The organism is Delftia sp. K82, assembly GCF_002193035.1.
Taxonomy (GTDB): domain Bacteria; phylum Pseudomonadota; class Gammaproteobacteria; order Burkholderiales; family Burkholderiaceae_C; genus Comamonas; species Comamonas acidovorans.
Genome location: NZ_MYFL01000001.1, coordinates 1,063,781 through 1,081,098 on the forward strand (window position 1 = coordinate 1,063,781; position 17,318 = coordinate 1,081,098).

Here is a 17,318-nt window from a genome sequence, read left to right on the forward strand (position 1 = left end):
AGGCGGGGATCAGCGTTCCGTGTTGGTGGCCGAAGTCTTCAGGTACTGGATGAAGCCGGGGTCGGCGTAGGCGGCAGGCGGCAGATCATCGGTCAGCAAGGCGGTATCCACCTCGGCAACCTCGGTCAGACCTGTCTGGTCCGTCTGCACGTTGACGACCACCAGGCCAACGATTAACGCCAGCACCGGCACGGCCGAGATCAGCGCGCGCCACCAGGTGCCGCCCTCGTCGCCCGAGCCCATCGTCAGGGTGCCGCCCTGGGCCTGGGTTGCGCTGGCGGTCTGCAGCGGTGCAGCGCGCAGCTCGCGCCGGCGAACGGACAGGGCGCGCTCGCGCCCAGCGCGCAGCCGTTCGGTGATGTCGTATGGCAGCAACGCCTCGCCGTCACCCAGGCGCGCGGTGATCCGGCGTGCGATGCGGTCGGCCGCCATTTCGCTGTGGAGAGTGAGAGTGGGCGCAGTCTTCATAGCTCGATTCCTTTGGCCTTCAGTGCCTTGCTCAATGTCTGGATGGCGCGGAAACAATGTGTTTTTACACTTCCTTCGGAACACCCCATCGCGGCAGCGGTCTCCGCGACGTCCATCTCTTCCCAATAACGCATCAGGAAAGCTTCGCGTTGACGTGCTGGAAGCTCCTGTATCTCTTTTTCAATGCTTTGCAAAATCTGGGCCCGCTCGGTCAGATCTTCGGCGCTGCGGGCGGTTTCGCCGTTCTGGCCGGAGTCGGCGTAGGTTTCGAGCCAGTCGAAGTCCGCATCGTCGCCGGCCGAAGCCTCCAGGTCGCTCATGCGGGTGAAGAGGGCGTTCTGCGTTTTTTGCCTGCGAAACCAGTCCAGCGTGCTGTTGGACAGGATGCGCTGGAACAGCATGGGCAGCTCGTTGATGGGCTTGTCGCCATAGTGCTGCGCCAGCTTGAGCATGCTGTCCTGCACGATGTCCAGCGCCGCCTCCTCATCCCGGACGTGAAAAAAGCTGCGCTTGAAGGCTCGCTTTTCTACGCTTTTGAGGAAGTCGGATAGTTCTTGCTCGGTTGCCAAAAGGAACGCAGGCCCGGATGAGGGGCTCGTTGATGAGGGGCTGAACGGGTGCGGGGCCTGATTATCGCACCGCACTGTCAATTTTTTTCGCAGGATGGCGCGCAGGCTTGTTGCAGTGCGATAATGTCTGCTGCAATTCAAAAAGGCAAACGGGTCACGGTCCGGCGTTTACTCACTCGCCCATGTCTGTTGGTCCTAAGTCCCGCACCGGCCTCACAAGGGCTTCAGGCAAGGGGCACCCAAGGTTTTTCGTTAGAGAAATTCACAAAGGTTGATCATGGAAATTTCCAAAGCCGAGTACTCCAGCGCGGCAGCAGCGGCGTCGCAGTCCCATGCATCCCAGGAGCTGATGGGCTCCGAGATCCTCGTCAAGTCCCTGCAGGCCGAAGGTGTCAAGCAGCTTTGGGGCTATCCGGGCGGTGCGGTTCTGTACATCTACGACGCCCTCTACAAACAAGATTCCATTCAGCATGTGCTGGTGCGCCATGAACAGGCGGCCGTGCATGCGGCAGACGGTTTTGCCCGGGCCACGGGTGAAGTCGGCGTGGCCCTGGTGACCTCGGGTCCCGGCCTGACCAACGCCGTGACCGGCATTGCCACCGCCTATACCGATTCCATTCCCCTGGTCGTGATCAGCGGCCAGACCTCGACGGCCTACATCGGCACCGATGCGTTCCAGGAATGCGACACCGTCGGCATCACCCGCCCCATCGTCAAGCACAACTTCCTGGTGAAGGATGTGCGCGAGCTGGCGGACACGATGAAGAAGGCCTTCCACATCGCGCGCACCGGCCGTCCCGGCCCCGTGGTGGTGGACATCCCCAAGGATGTGTCCTTCAAGAAGGCGCTCTACGCCGGCTACCCCGAGAAGGTGGAGATGCGCTCCTACAACCCGGTGCGCAAGGGCCATGCCGGCCAGATCCGCAAGGCGCTGCAGTTGCTGCTGGCCGCCAAACGACCCTACATCTACACGGGCGGTGGCGTTCTGCTGGGCAATGCCTGCAACGAGCTGCGCACGCTGGTGGACATGCTGGGCTACCCGGTCACGCATACGCTGCTGGGCCTGGGTGCCTATCCGGCCAGCGATCGCAAGTTCCTGGGCATGCTGGGCATGCACGGCACCATCGAAGCCAACAATGCCATGCAGAACTGCGACGTGCTGCTGGCGGTGGGGGCGCGCTTCGATGACCGCGTGATCGGCAACCCCAAGCATTTCATGTCGGTGGAGCGCAAGATCATCCACATCGACATCGATCCTTCTTCCATCTCCAAGCGCGTGAAGGTGGACGTGCCCATCGTGGGCGACGTCAAGGAGGTGCTGACCGAGCTGATCTCCATGATCCGCGAGGCAAGTGCCCGTCCCGACGCAGCGGCCCTGGGCCAATGGTGGGAGACCATCGAAGGCTGGCGCAGCCGCGACTGCCTGCAGTACAGCCGTGGCGATGGCTCGGTCATCAAGCCGCAGTACGTGGTGGAGACGCTGTGGAACATGACCCGCGACGCCGATGCCTACATCACGTCCGATGTGGGCCAGCACCAGATGTGGGCCGCGCAGTACTACCGCTTCGACGAGCCGCGCCGCTGGATCAACTCCGGCGGCCTGGGCACCATGGGTGTGGGCCTGCCCTACGCCATGGGCATCAAGCTGGCCAAGCCTGAATCCGAGGTGTTCTGCATCACGGGTGAAGGCTCCATCCAGATGAATATCCAGGAGCTGGCTACCTGCCTGCAGTACAACACGCCGGTCAAGGTGGTGTCGCTGAACAACCGCTACCTGGGCATGGTGCGCCAGTGGCAGGAGATCGAGTACTCGGGCCGCTACAGCAGTAGCTACATGGACTCGCTGCCCAACTTCGTGAAGCTGGCCGAGGCCTATGGCCACGTGGGCATGCTGATCGAGCGCCCCGAGGACGTGGAGCCCGCCCTGCGCGAGGCACGCAAGCTCAAGGACCGCACGGTGTTCATGGACTTCCGTACCGATCCCACCGAGAATGTGTTCCCCATGGTGCAGGCCGGCCGTGGGATCACCGAGATGCTGCTGGGAGCTGACGACCTCTGAGCATGGTCCCTTGCGGGATTTGCCCGGGTTCATTCCTGCCGCATCCGTTCCAGTAAGCCGTCCTCGAGGCGGCCCCTTTGACGAATCTATTGCCTGCCAAGCCCGACGTTTACCGGCGCCGGGGGAGGGCAGCGAAAAGAGGAATCTTTCTTTCATGAAACACATCATTGCCGTGCTGCTCGAAAACGAGCCGGGAGCCTTGTCGCGCGTGGTGGGCCTGTTCTCGGCCCGCGGCTACAACATCGAATCGCTGACCGTGGCCCCCACGGAAGACGCATCGCTGTCGCGCATGACCATTCAGACGAATGGCTCCGAAGATGTGATCGAGCAGATCACCAAACACCTGAATCGCCTGATCGAAGTCGTCAAGGTCGTGGACCTGACTGAAGGCTCCTATACCGAGCGCGAGCTCATGATGGTCAAGGTCCGTGCCGTGGGCAAGGAACGCGAGGAGATGAAGCGCATGGCGGACATCTTCCGCGGCCGCATCATCGACGTGACCGAAAAGAGCTACACGGTCGAGCTGACCGGCGACCAATCCAAGAACGACGCCTTCCTGCAGGCGCTGGACCGCACGGCCATTCTGGAAACCGTGCGCACCGGCTCCTGCGGCATCGGCCGCGGCGAACGCATTCTGCGCGTTTGATGCGCTGCAACGCACCTGAAACCTGTCCCCTTCCCCTTTTCAACCCCTACACACACGAAGCCTGGAGCCAACATGAAAGTTTTCTACGACAAGGACTGTGACCTGAGCCTGATCAAGGGCAAGACCGTTGCCATCATCGGCTACGGCAGCCAGGGCCACGCACACGCGCAAAACCTGAACGAAAGCGGCGTGAAGGTCGTGGTCGGCCTGCGCAAGGGCGGCGCTTCCTGGGACAAGGTCGCCAAGGCTGGCCTGACCGTCGCGGAAGTCGATGACGCCGTGAAGTCCGCCGACCTGGTCATGATCCTGCTGCCGGATGAGAACATCCCCGAGGTCTACAACAACAACGTGGCCCCCAACATCAAGCAAGGCGCCACGCTGGCCTTTGCCCACGGCTTCAACATCCACTACAACCAGGTCGTGCCCCGCGCCGATCTGGACGTGATCATGGTCGCCCCCAAGGGTCCTGGCCACACCGTGCGTTCCGAGTACCTGAAGGGCGGCGGCGTGCCTTCGCTGATCGCTGTGTACCAGGACAAGTCCGGCAAGGCCCGTGACCTGGCCCTGTCCTATGCCATGGCCAACGGCGGCGGCAAGGGCGGCATCATCGAGACCAACTTCAAGGAAGAAACCGAGACCGACCTGTTCGGCGAGCAAGCCGTTCTGTGCGGCGGCGCGGTGGAACTGGTGAAGATGGGCTTCGAGACCCTGACCGAAGCCGGCTACGCTCCCGAAATGGCCTACTTCGAGTGCCTGCATGAGCTCAAGCTCATCGTGGACCTGATGTACGAAGGCGGCATCGCCAACATGAACTACTCCATCTCGAACAACGCCGAATACGGCGAGTACGTCACGGGTACCGAAGTCATCAACGACAAGTCGCGCGAAGCCATGCGTGCTGCCCTCAAGCGCATCCAGACGGGCGAATACGCCAAGATGTTCATCCAGGAAGGCCGCACCAACTACCCGAGCATGACGGCCCGCCGCCGCATGAACGCCGACCATGCCATCGAGAAGGTCGGTGGCCAGCTGCGCGCCATGATGCCCTGGATCTCCAAGAACAAGCTGGTTGACCAGAGCCGCAACTGAGATTGCTGCATTCCATCTTGTCTGGGTCGCGCAAGCGGCCTACGCAAGGTGCAGGACAAGGCCACCCCGACGGGTGGCCTTTTTCGTGCAGGGAAGGGGTGCGGCGCGCAGGTACACTGACCCTTTCGGGGCGGCGCAGTCCGCTCCCTTAGAATACTATCGTTTTAATAGCTGCCCGCGCCCGTAGGCGCTGTGCTGGAGGCTGGATTGATGCAAAACCACAATGAGTCCAACGAGATTGAGGGCGTGGTGGTGCGCAAGCGCCGCAAGGGTATCTACATCCTGCCCAACCTGTTCACGCTGGCTGCGCTGTTCGGTGGCTTCTACGCCATCGTGATGGCCATGAATGGCCGCTTTGAACTGGCTGCCGCAGGCGTGTTCTGCGCCATGGTGCTGGACAGTCTTGACGGCCGCGTGGCACGCATGACCAATACGCAAAGCGCCTTTGGCGAACAGATGGACTCGCTGTCGGACATGGTGTCCTTCGGCGCCGCTCCCGCCTTGATCGCCTATGAGTGGGCGCTCAAGGGCATTGGTCGCTGGGGCTGGATTGCCGCCTTTGTCTATTGCGCCTGCGCCGCCCTGCGGCTGGCGCGTTTCAACGTGAATACCGGCACGGTGGATAAGCGCTGGTTCCAGGGCCTGCCTTCGCCTGCCGCGGCGGCGCTGGTCACGGGCTTCATCTGGCTGCTGGACGAAGCGGGCCTGCTGCGCGGTCAGGATGCCTGGCTGAGCTGGACGCAGATCACCTGGATCATGTTCTTCCTGACGCTGTACGCGGGCCTGACCATGGTTACCAATGTGCCGTTCTACAGCTTCAAGGACGTGCACTTCAAGAAGAGCGTGCCGTTTGCCGCCATCGTGCTGATTGCGCTGGGCATTGCCATCATCAACATCCACCCGCCCATCGTGCTGTTCGGCGTGTTCCTGCTCTACGGTTTCTCGGGCTATGGCGTCTACGCCTGGCGCAAGGCCAAGGGCCAGCGCACCAGCGTCATCAGCACCTCGACCGACGAGCCCGAGGAGCGCGGCCTGCACAAGTGATGCGGCGCAGCATCTTCACAGCCTTTGTGAACCTGTGCTAAAGTCGTCCGAATGCAATACCTGTCGCTAGCTCTACTACTGATGTCCAACGGGCAGAGACAGTAGCGCGCGCGTACATACCTACTTTCACGGCCCGTTTGCACCAGCGACGGGCCGTTTTGCATTTGTGGGGTCGCTGGAGCAGGTGGGTCTTGTTTTTACCTAGACGATAGAAAGCACTTCAGCCATGTTGCAAAACCCTTCGACCAAGTACCGTCCGTTCGCTTTCGCTCCCGTGCGTCTGCAAAATCGCAGCTGGCCCGACGCGACGATTACCAAGGCTCCGATCTGGTGCAGCGTGGATCTGCGCGATGGCAACCAGGCGTTGATCGAGCCCATGGACATCGATCGCAAGATGCGCATGTTCGAGCAGCTGGTGAAGATCGGCTTCAAGGAGATCGAGGTCGGCTTCCCCTCCGCTTCGCAGGTGGAGTTCGACTTCATGCGCAAGCTCATCGAGGAAAACCGCATTCCCGATGACGTGACCATCCAGGTGCTGACCCAGGCGCGCGAGCACCTCATCCGCCGTACCTTCGAAGCGCTCGAAGGCGTGCCCCGTGCCATCGTCCATCTCTACAACGCCACCGCGCCCGTGATGCGCCGCGTGGTGTTGAACATGAGCGAAGACGAGATCGTCGAGCTGGCCACCACCAATGCCCGCATGTTCAACGAGATCGCTGCCGGCTACCCCCAGACGCAATGGACCTTCCAGTACTCGCCCGAGATGTATTCGGACACCGAGCTGGAGTTTTCCAAGCGCGTTATCGATGCCGTCACAGATGTATGGCAGCCCACGCCCGAGCGCAAGTGCATCATCAATCTGCCCACCACGGTGGAGCATTCCACGCCCAATCTGTTTGCCGACATGGTGGAGTGGACACACCGCCATATCCAGCGCCGTGATTCCATCGTGCTGTCCGTCCATCCCCACAACGATCGCGGCACCGGCACGGCCACGGCCGAGCTCGCGCTGATGGCCGGTGCCGACCGCCTCGAAGGCTGCCTGTTCGGCAACGGCGAGCGCACGGGCAACCTCGACGTGGTCAACGTGGCGCTTAACATGTACATCCAGGGCGTGTCGCCCGGGCTGGATTTCTCCGATATCGACGGCATCCGCAGCACGGTCGAGCATTGCAACCAGTTGCCCGTGCACCCGCGCCATCCCTACGTGGGCGACCTGGTCTACACCTCGTTCTCTGGCTCGCACCAGGATGCGATCAAGAAGGCCTTCGCCGACCGCAAGGAAGGCGACGTCTGGGACATGCCCTATCTGCCCATCGATCCCAAGGACCTGGGTCGCAGCTATGAGGCCGTCATTCGCGTCAACAGCCAGTCGGGCAAGGGCGGCATCGCCTATCTGCTTGAAAGCGAATATGGCCTCCAGTTGCCGCGCCGCCTGCAGATCGAGTTCAGCCAGGTCGTGCAGCGCGAGATGGATGCCAGCGGCAAGGAATTGGCTGCCGCCGACCTGTGGAATCTGTTCCAGCGCGAATACGGCCTGCAATCCGTGCAGGCGCCGCACTACCGGCTGAGCGAGAACGATGGTGTGGTCAGCCTGTCGGCCGACCTGGCCGTCGAGGGCGGCAAGCGCACGGTCGAGGCCGAGGGCACGGGCCCGATCGACGCCTTCGTGCAGGCGCTGAGCGAGCACAGCGGCCGCGCAGTACGCGTTCTGGACTATGCCGAGCACGCCATTGGCGAAGGTGCCAACGCCAAGGCCATCGCCTATGTGGAACTGCGCGTGGACGAGTCCCACGTGTGCTACGGCGTCGGGGTCGATGCGAATATCGTCTCTGCCTCGTTCCGGGCCATCATGTCGGGCTTGCAGCGTGTTCCCTCCGCCGAGAATGCGGTGGAGCAGGAGGCGGTCGCCGCCTGAATTTCGTTCCCGAGCCGGTGCAGCCACAAGCGCACCGGCTTTTTTCATCGCCTGCCCGTGGGCAGGGGCTTCGCATCCACAAGAAAGACGAGACTCCCCATGACCGACCAATTGATCATTTTCGACACCACCTTGCGTGACGGCGAGCAGTCGCCCGGTGCCTCCATGACCCGCGACGAGAAGCTGCGCATCGCGCGCCAGCTCGAACGGCTGAAGGTCGATGTGATCGAGGCCGGTTTTGCGGCGAGCTCCAACGGTGACTTCGAGTCGGTGCAGGCCATTGCGCGCGCCATCAAGGACTCCACTATCTGCTCGCTGGCGCGGGCCAATGACCGTGACATCGCCCGTGCGGCCGAAGCCCTCAAGGACGCCAACCGCGCGCGCATCCACACCTTCATTGCGACCAGCGCGCTGCACATGGAGAAAAAGCTGCGCATGACGCCCGATCAGGTGCTGGAGCAGGCGCGCCAATCCGTGCGCTTTGCGCGCAACCTGATTGCCGACATCGAGTTCAGCCCGGAGGACGGCTACCGCAGCGACCCGGATTTCCTGTGCCGCGTCATCGAGACCGTGATCGCCGAGGGCGCAACCACGATCAACGTGCCCGACACCGTGGGCTATGCCATTCCCGAGCTCTACGGCGCCTTCATCAAGAACCTGCGCGAGCGCGTGCCCAACAGCGACAAGGCGGTCTGGAGCGTGCACTGCCACAACGACCTGGGCATGGCCGTGGCCAACTCGCTGGCCGGCGTCAAGCTCGGCGGCGCCCGCCAGATCGAATGCACCATCAATGGCCTGGGTGAGCGCGCCGGCAACTGCTCGCTGGAAGAGGTGGTGATGGCCATCAAGACGCGCAAGGACTACTTTGGCCTGGACGTCAACATCGACGCCCTGCACATCGTGGCCGCCAGCCGCATGGTCAGCCAGACCACCGGCTTCGTGGTGCAGCCCAACAAGGCCGTGGTGGGAGCCAACGCCTTCGCCCACGCCTCCGGCATTCACCAGGACGGCGTGCTCAAGGCGCGCGACACCTACGAGATCATGCGTGCCGAGGACGTGGGCTGGAGCGCCAACAAGATCGTGCTGGGCAAGCTCAGCGGCCGCAACGCCTTCAAGCAGCGCCTGCACGAGCTGGGCGTGGAGCTGGACAGCGAAGCCGCGATCAATACCGCCTTTGCCGCCTTCAAGGAGCTGGCCGACCGCAAGAGCGAGATCTTCGACGAGGACATCCTGGCCCTGGTGACCGAGCAGGACGCGCATCAACAGGCCGACCCCTTCCAGTTCATCTCGCTGGCCCAACAAAGCGAGACAGGTGAGCGCCCACACGCGTCAGTGGTGTTCAGCCGCGACGGCCGAGAGATCAAGGCCCAGTCCGATGGCAATGGCCCGGTCGATGCCTCGTTCAAGGCCATCGAATCCGAGGTGAAGAGCGGTGCCGAGATGCTGCTGTACTCGGTCAACGCCATCAGCGGCTCCACCGAAAGCCAGGGCGAAGTGACCGTTCGCCTGCAGCGCAGCGGGCGCGTGGTCAACGGCGTGGGCGCCGACCCTGACATCGTCGTGGCTTCTGCCAAGGCCTATCTGAGCGCGTTGAACAAATTACACAGCAATGCAGAGATCGTGGCTGCGCAGGGGTAAGCACTCGCCTTATAATTTCACTTAAATTATCGAAAAGTCGCACAAGTTATTGTCACAGTGCGACTTTTTCGATTAATGTAAGGTCTAGTCACAAATTCTTGCTGCTTGGAGCATTTCTCATGCCCACCCTACGCCGTGCCCGCCTCGGTCGATTTGCTCAGGTCATGTCCTTTCTGGCCCTGAGTTGTGCTCTTGCTGCTCCGGGCGCATATGCCGCGCCCGCCAAGAAAGTTGCCAAGAAACAGGTGGCCGTGGCCCCTGTCAAGAAGAAGGCGGTGAAGGAGCGCGCCACGGCCGCTCCCCAGGGCAAACGCGTTGCCAAGAGCGCGCGCCAGCCCAGCCGCGTCGCTGCACGCAGCGTTGCCATCCCCATTCGCGCCGTTGCCTACGAGCCACGCCTGTCCTTCGGCCAGATGGCCGGTCTGCATGCGGTGGCCGATCCTCTGGATCTCAAGAGCAGCGTGGCCCTGGTCCTGGACCAGGACACCCATGAGGTGCTGCTGAGCAAGAACGACCATGCCGTCTTGCCCATCGCCTCGTTGACCAAGCTGATGACCGGCCTGCTGATTTCCCAGGCCCATCTGCCGATGGATGAAACCATCACCATCACGCAGGACGACGTGGATACTGAAAAGGGCAGCAGCTCGCGCCTGGCCGTCGGCACCACGCTCACGCGCGGTGAAATGCTGCACCTGGCCCTGATGTCCAGTGAAAACCGCGCTGCCCATGCCCTGGGTCGCACTTTCCCTGGTGGCCTTGATGCCTTTGTCCAGCAGATGAACGCCAAGGCCCGTCTGCTGGGCATGACCGATACCCGCTACGTGGAGCCCACCGGGCTGTCCAGCCGCAACCAGTCCAGCGCCCGTGATCTGGCCGTGCTCGTCAATGTGGCGCACAGCGATCCGCTGGTGCGCGAGTACACCACCTCGCCCGGCTATGAGGTGGCCGTGGGCCGCCGCACGCTGCAGTACAACAACACCAACCGCCTAGTGATGAGCCCCACCTGGGACATTGGTCTGCAAAAGACCGGCTACATCTCCGAGGCAGGCCGCTGCCTGGTCATGCAGGCGCAGGTGGCTGGCCGCAAGATCATCATGGTCTTCCTGGATTCGGCCGGAAAGTTCAGCCGCCTCGGCGATGCCGAGCGCGTGCGCCACTGGGTGGAGTCCATGGGGCAGGTGGCTGGCGATCCCATGATCCACAAGGTCAAGGGCTGAGTTTTCTTTCCCCTCACGACAAAGGCGCCGATGGCGCCTTTGTCGTTTCTGGTGGGCAGGGGTGTGTGTTGCCAATGGCCCCTGGCCAATGCCAATGGGGCCGACGGCTGTTCAATGGCTGCTGCGCGCGTAGGGGTTGGGTGGCGGTGCCGCCGGGCGGGTTGCGTTGAAGCCCAGGGCGCCCGAGATCTCCTGTGCGGTGGACTGGAGCTTGGACATCCAGCTTTCGTCCAGCCGGTCGGCGGGAGCGGAGATGGACAGGCCGGCCACCAGCTTGCCCTGGTCGTCGTAGATGCCGGCGGCCATGCAGCGCACGCCCAGTTCCAGCTCTTCGTTGTCGCGGGCCACGCCATGGTGGCGTACCTTGTCCAGTTCGTTTTCCATGTCGGCCAGCCGCGTGATGCTGAAGTGCGTCTTGCCGGGCAGGCCGGTGCGCGTGGCGTAGGCGCGGACCTGTTGCGCATCGTCCGCCGCCAGGAACAGCTTGCCGTTGGATGTCAGGTGCAGCGGCGCATGGCCGCCGATGGCGCGCACCACCTGCATGCCGGAGCGCTCGCTGTAGGCGCGTTCCACATAGACGATTTCATCGCCCTGGCGCACGCTGAGGCTGACCGGCTGCTGGATCTGCTTGTGCAGCTGGCGCATGGGGATCAGGGCCGCTTCGCGCACGCTCAGGCGGGCCTTGACCAGATTGCCCAGTTCCAGGAAGCGCATGCCCAGGCGGTAGCTGCCCGATTCGGGGCGATCGACAAAGCGGCCAATGGCCAGATCGTTGAGGATGCGGTGCGTGGTGGAGGGGTGCAGGCCGGTGCGCTCGCTGATCTCCTTGAGCGATACCGCTTCCTCGCGCGAGGCCAACACGTCGATCAACGTGAACATGCGTTCCAGGACCTGGACGCTGGGCTTGGGGGAGGCCGCGTTATCGTTTTTTTTCATGAGGCGGAGTGGAGTTTCGGCATTCGGTCATTCTAGCGGCGGCCATGGCATGGCGGCATATGTGCCGCCAGCAAACAGCGGCTATGCGCATAAGAAATGTCGCTGAAAAGGCGTGGAGTGACGCTGTATCAGCGCGGCAGCTGATCCACGCGCTGCCAGCGCTCGTCAACGCGCACTTCATGGGGCAGGAAGCGCGCCTTGTAATTCATCTTCTGGCTGTCGGCGATCCAGTAGCCCAGGTAGACATACGGCAGGCTCATGGACCGGGCCTGGTCGATCTGCCACAGCACATTGAAGGTGCCGTAGCTGGCGGGGTCGTTGGGCTCGTAGAAGGTGTAGACGGCAGACAGTCCGTCTTCCAGCACATCGAGGATGGAGACCATCTTCAGCGTGCCGATGCCGCCATCGGCCGCGGGCGTGCGGAACTCCACAAGGCGCGAGTTGACGCGGCTTTGCAGCAGGAATTGGGTGTACTGGTCCACGCTGTCATGGTCCATGCCTCCGCCGCTGTGGCGGCTTTGCTGGTAGCGCAGGTACAGCTGGTAGTGCTCGTTCGAGTAGTGCAGGCGCTGGATCGATGCCGTGAGATCGGCGTGGCGCGCGGCGGCGCGGCGCTGGCTGCGGTCGGGGCGGAAGTCGTGGACCAGGATGCGCATCGGCACGCAGGCACGGCATCCGTCGCAATACGGCCGGTAGGTGAACATTCCGCTGCGGCGAAAACCCAGTGAAACCAGCTCCGAATAGGCGCTGTTCTGGATCAGGTGGCTGGGCGTGGCCACTTGCGAACGCGCCAGCCTGCCATCGAGATAGCTGCAGGGGTAGGCGGCGGTGGCATAGAACTGCAGGGCCTGCAGCGGAAGATCGTTCGGGTGCGTCATGGTGTGCTGGCGGCAGCCGGTGATGTGTCGCCAGCCTCACCGGACGGTGGCAGCAACGCGTCCCAGTATACGTTTTCGAACTGCCAGCGCATGGGCGGCAGCTGGCTTTGCTCGACCACGGTTTGCAGGAACCGGGCGCGCGGCATTTCGCGCGCCCCCAGCGAGGCCAGATGCTGCGTAGCCTGCTGGCAATCGATCTGCACGGCGCCTTGGTGTCTGCACAGTGCAACCAGGGCTGCCAGCGCGATCTTGGATGCGTCGGTGGTATGCGCGAACATGGATTCGCCAAACACGGCGCGGCCCAGTGCCACGCAATACAGGCCGCCCACCAGGCGTCCATCCACCCAGGTCTCCACGCTGTGGGCTGCACCCTGGTGGTGCAGGTCGGCATAGGCGTCAAGAATTTCCTGCACGATCCAGGTGCCATCCTGGTCATGGCGCACCGTCTGGGCGCAGTGCTGCATCACGGTCTCGAACGCGCTGTCGATGCGGATCTCGCAGCCCGGCGTGGCACGAAAGCGCTGCAATGTCTTGCGCAGGCTGCGGTGCAGCCGGAACTGCGATGTCTGCAGCACCATGCGTGGATCGGGCGACCACCACAGCGTGGGCTGGCCTTCGCTGAACCAGGGAAAAATCCCTTGGCTGTAGGCGATGCGCAGGTGCGCCGCATCCAGCGTGCCGCCTGCGGCCAGCAGGCCCGGGATGGGGTCGTTGGGGCCCCATGCCGTTTCCACAGGAGGGAAGGCCTGGTGGGGAATGAGCCATGGGAGGGGATGGGACATGATCGGGTGCGGACGGAGGAAATGGATTCGTATTCTCTGCAGCCGCAGTCTTGCACAAACCATGCGCAAGAGGGCTGCGTGGATGCGAGGGCATCGCCTGGCCGGGGTAAGTGAACCTCCTACGCGGCCTTGTCGCGCCAGGGGACAGTGCCTCTTGGCAAGCTTGGGCTATGCTGGTTCCGTCTTCTTGCGGATGCTTGGCTTTCGCTGTGAAGGCATCGAAGGAGGATGAGCGATGTTTTTCAGCAAAATCTTTGGCGCAAGCCTTGCCGAGCCGCGCTATATCCGTCGCACCCGGGCCTACCTGCAGGAAGCCCGCATGGCGATGCTGGAGCACACCATTGCCGCGGAGTACTACAAGTCCTCTGCTGACATGTATGCGGAACGTGCCGCACGGCTGGAAGAAGAGCTGCGCGCATGGGAAGAGGGCGTCGAGCAATCCCGTGCTGCCCATGTTTCGCGCCGCGCACATGCCAGGCACAGCAAGCCCGTCACCGTGGAGCCCGCCGCAACTCCATCGCCACCGAACACGCCCACCGTGGGCATGGTGCGTGCAGCCTGACCCAACAAAAAAGCCCGCATGCGTTGGCATGCGGGCTTTTCATCTGGCTCCTCAACCTGGGCTCGAACCAGGGACCTACGGATTAACAGTCCGGCGCTCTACCAACTGAGCTATTGAGGAATATGTTGGCGTTGGGTCTTGTGCGATTGCAAGGCCACTGAAATTTGGCTCCTCAACCTGGGCTCGAACCAGGGACCTACGGATTAACAGTCCGGCGCTCTACCAACTGAGCTATTGAGGAATACACGTCTATCGACAGAGATCTTGTGCGGTTGCAAGATCTTGAAATTCTTTTGGCTCCTCAACCTGGGCTCGAACCAGGGACCTACGGATTAACAGTCCGGCGCTCTACCAACTGAGCTATTGAGGAACAAGACCTAGATTATATGACGTAAAAAACACGTCACAGAAAACTCGGGGGAATTTTTTCAGGAAGGCCGGCTGCAGGCCTTCATTCTCAGGGCTCGGGCCTGAACCACAGCCACACAAGCACACAGCCCATGGAGGTCAGCGCCACGGCCTGCACCCAGGCGGGCGGGCGTGTCCACAGCAGTATGACGGCGCACAGGCTCATCATGGCGCTGGCGCTCCATTTGGCGCGCCGGCTCACGCAGCCGCCCCGTGCCCAGTTGCGCAGCATGGGGCCGAACAGGCGATGGCGCCACAGCCAGGTGTGCATGCGCAGCGAGCTGCGCGCCGCGGCCCAGCCGGCCATGAGCACGAACACCGTGGTGGGCAATCCTGGAATGAAGATGCCGGCAATGCCCGTGGCCAGGCTCAGGCAGGCAAACAGCTGCAGCGCCCAGCGCAACGGGGCGGCGGGCATGCGGTGCAGGGGAGGGGGATCGTCATCATGGAAGGCCGGCGCCGTGCCTGCCTGCGCAGTGGCCTCTGGCTCCAGGGGCTGTGCTGCCGTTGTTTGCTGCACGCCTGCCTCACGGTCCTCTGGGGACGCGGTGGATGACTCTCTGGCGGTGCTGGGCATGCTGCGATTGTGCCAGCGCGCTGTGGCCATGGCGGCCAAGAGGTGGCCAGGGGGCGGCCGGGAGCCGGGCGGCCGCTATGCTTGGCAACCCACATTTACATGCATAGCCTTGCACTGCCATGACTGTCCGCACCATTTTGAAGATGGGCGATCCGCGCCTGCTGCGCGTCGCCCAGCCCGTGACCGAATTCGACACCGACGAACTGCACCTGCTGCTCAGCGATTTGCTGGACACCATGCATGCAGCCAACGGCGCTGGGCTGGCCGCGCCGCAGATTGGCGTGGACCTGCAGATGGTGGTGTTCGGCTCCGGCCTGCCCAATCCGCGCTACCCCGATGCGCCCGTGGTGCCGCGCACCGTGCTCATCAACCCGGTCATCACGCCCATGGGCGAGGACGAGCAACTGGACTGGGAAGGCTGCCTGTCCGTACCCGGAATGCGCGGCATGGTGCCGCGCTGGAACCATATCCGCTACACGGGCTTCGATGTGTTTGGCGATGCCATCGACCGCACGGTAGATGGCTTTCATGCGCGCGTGGTCCAGCATGAGTGCGATCACCTCTGGGGAAAGCTTTATCCCATGCGCATGCGCGACTTCAGCCAGTTCGGCTTCACCGATGTGCTGTTCCCTGGCATCAGCGCGGCCGAGGACGACTGAGCGGGCGGGCGCTGCCCGTATTCAAGGATCTTCGGTCAGGTCTTTGTATACAAATCGGTAGACAATTTTTCCATGCTGGCGCCGTACATTGGCACTTCCCGCCAAGGCGGGGATTGTGTGCGTTCGCCCGCCAAGAGCTGCCAAGCAGCCACCGGGCTTCGCGATGCAGGATGCAGGAGAGCGCTGCCTATCGGGTCGGCGGCAAAGGGTGCGCGGGGGCGCGCCTGCCGCCATCCGGCTGCCGCGTACTTGTCCGGCGTTCTGTGAACAAGAGGACAAGGAGACAGCGATGGAAAAAAGTTCTGGCAATGCGCCGGCCCTGGGCGCAGACATCCGCCCGGAGGACGAGCAACTCGGCCTCACGGCCAACACCCTCTATGGTTTGCAGCATGTGCTGACCATGTATGGAGGCATCGTGGCCGTGCCCCTGGTCATGGCCAATGCGGCCGGCATGTCGGCGGCCGACACGGGCCTGCTGATCACGGCCTGCCTTTTCATGGGCGGGCTGGCCACGCTGCTGCAGACGCTGGGCATTCCGTTCTTCGGCTCGCGCCTGCCGCTGGTGCAGGGCGTGTCCTTCTCGGGCGTGGCCACCATGGTCAGCATCCTGCACACGGGCGGCGGCATGCAGGGTGTGCTGGGCGCCGTGCTCTTTGCCTCGGTGTTCGGCCTGATCATTGCGCCCATTTTTTCCAAGCTCACCCGGTTTTTCCCGCCGCTGGTCAATGGCTGCGTGATCACCATCATCGGCCTGTCGCTGATGCCGGTGGCGGCCCACTGGGCCATGGGCGGCAATCCCCAGGCGGCCGACTACGGCAGCATGGGCAACATCGGGCTGGCGGGCCTGTCGCTGGTCATCGTGCTGGCGCTGAGCAAGCTGGGCAATGCCATGATCTCGCGCCTGTCCATCCTGCTGGCCATCGTCATCGGCACGGCGGTGGCGGCCATGATCGGCAAGTCCGACTTTTCCGAGGTGGGCAGCGGCGCCTGGTTCGCCGTGCCCATGCCGCTGCACTTCGGTTGGCCGACCTTCAGCCTGGCGGCGACCCTTTCCATGTCCATCGTGATCCTGGTGACGCTGGTGGAAACCTCGGCCGACATCCTGGCCGTGGGCGACATCGTGGGCACCCGCGTGGATTCGCGCCGCCTGGCAGACGGCCTGCGCGCCGACATGCTGTCCAGCGTGGTGGCGCCGTTCTTCGGCTCGTTCACGCAGAGCGCCTTTGCCCAGAACGTGGGCCTGGTTGCGGTCACGGGCATCAAGAGCCGTTATGTCGTGGCCTTCAGCGGCCTGATCCTGATCGCCTTCGGCCTGCTGCCCATCATGGGGCGCATCGTGGCCTGCGTGCCTCCCTCGGTGCTGGGCGGCGCGGGCCTAGTGCTCTTTGGCACGGTGGCGGCCAGCGGCATCCGCACGCTGGCCAAGGTGGACTATCACAACAACATGAACCTGATCATCGTGGCGGCATCCATCGGCATGGGCGTGCTGCCCATGGTCAAGCCGGACTTCTATCACCACTTCCCGGACTGGTTCGCCACCATGTTCCATTCGGGCATCAGCTCCACGGCGGTGACCGTGCTGCTGTTGAACCTGGTCTTCAACCACTTCAAGCAGGGCAACCCCGAGGAGCCTTCGGTGTTCGGCGCAGGTTCTGAGCGCGTGCTCAGCGAGGCCGTGCTGTCTGCCCTGGCCGATGGCGACCGGGTGGTCGACGGCAAGCTCTATGACCGCGAGGGCAAGGAAGTGGCCACAGTGTCGGCGCCTGCGGCCGCCATGCACTGACGGCCGCACCCGCGCCCGCACCAGCGCCAGCGCCTGGATGTAAAAGGCCCGCCTTGGTTGACAGGGCGGGCCTTTTTTCGCTGCA

16 protein-coding genes and 3 tRNA genes are annotated in these 17,318 nt (G+C 63.2%); 10 read left to right on the forward strand and 9 right to left on the reverse strand.

The features are described 5' to 3' along the window. Window positions 1–9: 9 nt before the first annotated feature. Together KDK82_RS04650 and KDK82_RS04655 are read right to left on the reverse strand one after the other, a co-directional pair. On the reverse strand, window positions 10–468 hold the full coding sequence (locus KDK82_RS04650) for a DUF3619 family protein (protein ID WP_088164134.1): 459 nt from the start codon (window positions 466–468) through the stop codon (window positions 10–12). Then, a complete protein-coding gene (locus KDK82_RS04655; RefSeq protein ID WP_013801505.1) occupies window positions 465–1,037 on the reverse strand; it encodes an RNA polymerase sigma factor in 573 nt (190 codons plus the stop codon). Before KDK82_RS04655 ends, KDK82_RS04650 begins: the two co-directional genes overlap by 4 nt. Window positions 1,038–1,314: 277 nt before the next feature. Here KDK82_RS04655 and KDK82_RS04660 point away from each other — a divergent pair, with 277 nt between their 5' ends. The 7 genes from KDK82_RS04660 (at window position 1,315) to KDK82_RS04690 (ending at window position 10,648) form a co-directional block, all read left to right on the forward strand. Continuing rightward, window positions 1,315–3,096 carry an acetolactate synthase 3 catalytic subunit gene (locus tag KDK82_RS04660; protein ID WP_043819761.1) on the forward strand — a complete coding sequence of 594 codons (1,782 nt, stop codon included), beginning with the start codon at window positions 1,315–1,317 and terminating at the stop codon, window positions 3,094–3,096. A 154-nt stretch (window positions 3,097–3,250) separates the two neighbouring features. Then, window positions 3,251–3,742 (forward strand): acetolactate synthase small subunit, encoded by a 492-nt coding sequence (ilvN, locus tag KDK82_RS04665; protein ID WP_012206665.1) that lies wholly within the window; start codon window positions 3,251–3,253, stop codon window positions 3,740–3,742. Between the two features lie 72 nt (window positions 3,743–3,814). After that, window positions 3,815–4,831 carry a ketol-acid reductoisomerase gene (ilvC, locus tag KDK82_RS04670; protein ID WP_012206664.1) on the forward strand — a complete coding sequence of 339 codons (1,017 nt, stop codon included), beginning with the start codon at window positions 3,815–3,817 and terminating at the stop codon, window positions 4,829–4,831. Between the two features lie 210 nt (window positions 4,832–5,041). Then, on the forward strand, window positions 5,042–5,875 hold the full coding sequence (gene pssA, locus KDK82_RS04675) for a CDP-diacylglycerol--serine O-phosphatidyltransferase (RefSeq protein ID WP_012206663.1): 834 nt from the start codon (window positions 5,042–5,044) through the stop codon (window positions 5,873–5,875). Window positions 5,876–6,101: 226 nt separating this feature from the next. After that, complete coding sequence (gene leuA, locus KDK82_RS04680; protein ID WP_034396046.1) at window positions 6,102–7,793, forward strand: 2-isopropylmalate synthase; 1,692 nt, start codon at window positions 6,102–6,104, stop codon at window positions 7,791–7,793. Between the two features lie 99 nt (window positions 7,794–7,892). Continuing rightward, window positions 7,893–9,431, forward strand: coding sequence for a 2-isopropylmalate synthase (locus KDK82_RS04685; RefSeq protein WP_034396043.1), 1,539 nt, complete (start codon window positions 7,893–7,895; stop codon window positions 9,429–9,431). A gap of 119 nt (window positions 9,432–9,550) precedes the next feature. Continuing rightward, complete coding sequence (locus KDK82_RS04690; protein WP_088164135.1) at window positions 9,551–10,648, forward strand: serine hydrolase; 1,098 nt, start codon at window positions 9,551–9,553, stop codon at window positions 10,646–10,648. A gap of 111 nt (window positions 10,649–10,759) precedes the next feature. Here the strand turns inward: KDK82_RS04690 and KDK82_RS04695 are convergent, their stop codons facing one another. From KDK82_RS04695 to aat, 3 genes are all read right to left on the reverse strand, one after another. Continuing rightward, the gene (locus KDK82_RS04695) at window positions 10,760–11,584 is read right to left on the reverse strand and encodes an IclR family transcriptional regulator (RefSeq protein ID WP_013801509.1); all 825 of its coding nucleotides are present in this window, start codon (window positions 11,582–11,584) and stop codon (window positions 10,760–10,762) included. A gap of 128 nt (window positions 11,585–11,712) precedes the next feature. After that, window positions 11,713–12,462, reverse strand: coding sequence for an arginyltransferase (locus tag KDK82_RS04700; protein ID WP_012206658.1), 750 nt, complete (start codon window positions 12,460–12,462; stop codon window positions 11,713–11,715). Next, entirely contained in the window at window positions 12,459–13,244 is a 786-nt protein-coding gene (gene aat / locus KDK82_RS04705; RefSeq protein ID WP_088164136.1) for a leucyl/phenylalanyl-tRNA--protein transferase, read from the reverse strand. The genes KDK82_RS04700 and aat overlap by 4 nt, the downstream gene beginning before the upstream one ends. Before the next feature lie 235 nt (window positions 13,245–13,479). Here aat and KDK82_RS04710 point away from each other — a divergent pair, with 235 nt between their 5' ends. Further along, a complete protein-coding gene (locus KDK82_RS04710) occupies window positions 13,480–13,806 on the forward strand; it encodes a hypothetical protein (protein WP_012206656.1) in 327 nt (108 codons plus the stop codon). Window positions 13,807–13,850: 44 nt separating this feature from the next. On the opposite strand, the gene KDK82_RS04715 is transcribed toward KDK82_RS04710, so the two are convergent. From KDK82_RS04715 to KDK82_RS04730, 4 genes are all read right to left on the reverse strand, one after another. Then, window positions 13,851–13,926, reverse strand: a tRNA-Asn gene (locus KDK82_RS04715). 45 nt (window positions 13,927–13,971) lie between these two features. Next, a tRNA-Asn gene (locus KDK82_RS04720) sits at window positions 13,972–14,047 on the reverse strand. 53 nt (window positions 14,048–14,100) lie between these two features. Then, window positions 14,101–14,176: transfer RNA gene (locus tag KDK82_RS04725), tRNA-Asn, on the reverse strand. 87 nt (window positions 14,177–14,263) lie between these two features. Further along, window positions 14,264–14,632, reverse strand: a complete 369-nt coding sequence (locus tag KDK82_RS04730) for a YbaN family protein (RefSeq protein WP_256974492.1) — start codon at window positions 14,630–14,632, stop codon at window positions 14,264–14,266. A gap of 278 nt (window positions 14,633–14,910) precedes the next feature. On the opposite strand from KDK82_RS04730, the gene def reads away from it, so the two are divergent. Together def and KDK82_RS04740 are read left to right on the forward strand one after the other, a co-directional pair. Continuing rightward, on the forward strand, window positions 14,911–15,450 hold the full coding sequence (gene def, locus KDK82_RS04735) for a peptide deformylase (RefSeq protein WP_013801513.1): 540 nt from the start codon (window positions 14,911–14,913) through the stop codon (window positions 15,448–15,450). A 289-nt stretch (window positions 15,451–15,739) separates the two neighbouring features. Further along, entirely contained in the window at window positions 15,740–17,233 is a 1,494-nt protein-coding gene (locus KDK82_RS04740; RefSeq protein ID WP_088164137.1) for a nucleobase:cation symporter-2 family protein, read from the forward strand. Window positions 17,234–17,318 lie beyond the last annotated feature (85 nt).

Bases quoted from the DNA above. Each gene is read 5' to 3' on its own strand.
- KDK82_RS04740 (WP_088164137.1), top strand. From the start codon at position 15,740: ATGGAAAAAAGTTCTGGCAATGCGCCGGCCCTGGGCGCAGACATCCGC.
- KDK82_RS04730 (WP_256974492.1), bottom strand. From the start codon at position 14,632: ATGCCCGCCGCCCCGTTGCGCTGGGCGCTGCAGCTGTTTGCCTGCCTG.
- KDK82_RS04690 (WP_088164135.1), top strand. From the start codon at position 9,551: ATGCCCACCCTACGCCGTGCCCGCCTCGGTCGATTTGCTCAGGTCATG.
- KDK82_RS04700 (WP_012206658.1), bottom strand. From the start codon at position 12,462: ATGACGCACCCGAACGATCTTCCGCTGCAGGCCCTGCAGTTCTATGCC.
- pssA (WP_012206663.1), top strand. From the start codon at position 5,042: ATGCAAAACCACAATGAGTCCAACGAGATTGAGGGCGTGGTGGTGCGC.
- leuA (WP_034396046.1), top strand. From the start codon at position 6,102: ATGTTGCAAAACCCTTCGACCAAGTACCGTCCGTTCGCTTTCGCTCCC.
- KDK82_RS04710 (WP_012206656.1), top strand. From the start codon at position 13,480: ATGTTTTTCAGCAAAATCTTTGGCGCAAGCCTTGCCGAGCCGCGCTAT.
- KDK82_RS04685 (WP_034396043.1), top strand. From the start codon at position 7,893: ATGACCGACCAATTGATCATTTTCGACACCACCTTGCGTGACGGCGAG.
- KDK82_RS04660 (WP_043819761.1), top strand. From the start codon at position 1,315: ATGGAAATTTCCAAAGCCGAGTACTCCAGCGCGGCAGCAGCGGCGTCG.
- def (WP_013801513.1), top strand. From the start codon at position 14,911: ATGACTGTCCGCACCATTTTGAAGATGGGCGATCCGCGCCTGCTGCGC.
- aat (WP_088164136.1), bottom strand. From the start codon at position 13,244: ATGTCCCATCCCCTCCCATGGCTCATTCCCCACCAGGCCTTCCCTCCT.
- KDK82_RS04695 (WP_013801509.1), bottom strand. From the start codon at position 11,584: ATGAAAAAAAACGATAACGCGGCCTCCCCCAAGCCCAGCGTCCAGGTC.
- KDK82_RS04650 (WP_088164134.1), bottom strand. From the start codon at position 468: ATGAAGACTGCGCCCACTCTCACTCTCCACAGCGAAATGGCGGCCGAC.
- ilvN (WP_012206665.1), top strand. From the start codon at position 3,251: ATGAAACACATCATTGCCGTGCTGCTCGAAAACGAGCCGGGAGCCTTG.
- ilvC (WP_012206664.1), top strand. From the start codon at position 3,815: ATGAAAGTTTTCTACGACAAGGACTGTGACCTGAGCCTGATCAAGGGC.